The organism is Aminobacter sp. P4_D5 (assembly GCF_056401815.1).
The window spans coordinates 1-758 of the sequence record NZ_JBFUIP010000623.1 but is presented as its reverse complement, the minus strand read 5'-3'; the positions used below and the strand labels follow the sequence as shown (position 1 = coordinate 758).

Here is a 758-nt window from a genome sequence, read left to right as displayed (position 1 = left end):
GCTCAAGGCGGGGCTGGTGGACCGGCTGGTCTGGTTCCACGCCGCGGCCACCATGGGCGCGGAGGGGCTGGAAAGCCTCGGCGGGCTCGGCATCGGCCCCATTTCGGCGATGCCGCGCTTCCGCCTGCTGGACTCGCGGCGCCTGGGCGCCGACATCATGAGCGATTACGTGAAGGAATAGCGCATGTTCACCGGGATCATCACCGCCCTCGGCACGCTGCGCGAGGTCCTGCCCAATGGCGGCGGCCACGACATGCGCCTGGTCATCGGCGTCTCGCCGGATTTCCTTGAGGGAGCGGAGCTCGGCTGCTCCATCGCCTGCTCCGGCATCTGCCTGACTGCCGTGGAACTCAACGGCGACAGCTTCGCGGTGGACGCCAGCGCCGAGACGCTCTCCCGCACCACCATGGGAGGCTGGAAGGCCGGCGGCCGGATCAACCTGGAGCGCAGCCTCAAGCTGGGCGACGAACTGGGCGGCCATCTCGTCTCCGGCCATGTGGACGGGGTGGCCAAGGTGGTCTCCGCCACGCCGGAAAACGCCTCGGTCCGCTGGCGCTTCCAGATCCCGCGCGACCTCGCGAAGCTCATCGCGGTGAAGGGCTCCGTCGCCGTCGACGGCGTTTCCCTGACGGTCAACGAGGTTGACGGGGAGAGCTTCGGGGTCAACATCATCCCCCACACCACCGCCGTGACCAGCTTCGGCACGCTGCAGCCGGGCGACGGGGTCAATATCGAGATCGACACGCTGGCGCGCTATG

The 758-nt window shown here is 68.7% G+C and carries 2 protein-coding genes; both read left to right on the top strand.

Features of this window, described 5'->3' with window-relative positions; genetic code table 11:
• The coding region (locus AC1DWF_RS33935; RefSeq protein WP_476842881.1) for a hypothetical protein at positions 1–181 on the top strand (181 nt) is incomplete at its 5' end.
• Between the two features lie 3 nt (positions 182–184).
• The coding region (locus AC1DWF_RS33930) for a riboflavin synthase (protein WP_476842880.1) at positions 185–758 on the top strand (574 nt) is incomplete at its 3' end.